Origin of the sequence: Corallococcus sp. AB049A, assembly GCF_003668885.1 — a bacterium.
GTDB lineage: Bacteria > Myxococcota > Myxococcia > Myxococcales > Myxococcaceae > Corallococcus > Corallococcus interemptor.
The window spans coordinates 1-430 of sequence record NZ_RAWL01001184.1 but is presented as its reverse complement, the minus strand read 5'-3'; the positions used below and the strand labels follow the sequence as shown (position 1 = coordinate 430).

Below are 430 nucleotides of genomic sequence, written 5' to 3'. Positions count from 1 at the left end.
GCCAGTGCTTTCAGCAGGATCGCGTTGTAGTCGTCATGCTCGGCCTCGAAGCGCGCGACGTGCGCGTCGATGCCGATACCGGCAGTGACTGCGAACGCGCCGATCCAGTCCTGCTTGCCACTGTCGAGGGGCGCGATGAAATCGGCCAGGCAGAAGTCCGGGCGCTCGGCAGGCTTGTCTACCTGCTGGCGCAGGAAGTGCAGGGTGGTTTCGCCCTGCGGGTGCTGCACGCGGACGTCGTCGCCGATGCTGTTGGCCGGCCACAGGCCGAACACGGCCTTGGCCGTCAGCCACTTCTCGCCGACGATGCGCTCGAGCATCGCGCGCGCATCGCGGTACAGCTCGCTGGCCTGGGTGCCGACGATCTCGTCGGTGAGGATGGCCGGAAACTTGCCGGCCAGCTCCCAGGCCTGGAAGAACGGTGTCCAGT

The 430-nt window shown here is 67.0% G+C and carries 1 protein-coding gene; it reads right to left on the bottom strand.

Annotation, left to right across the window (positions count from 1 at the left end):
- A partial coding sequence (locus D7X55_RS46725; RefSeq protein WP_304988939.1) for a vitamin B12 dependent-methionine synthase activation domain-containing protein occupies positions 1 to 430 on the bottom strand: 430 nt, incomplete at both ends.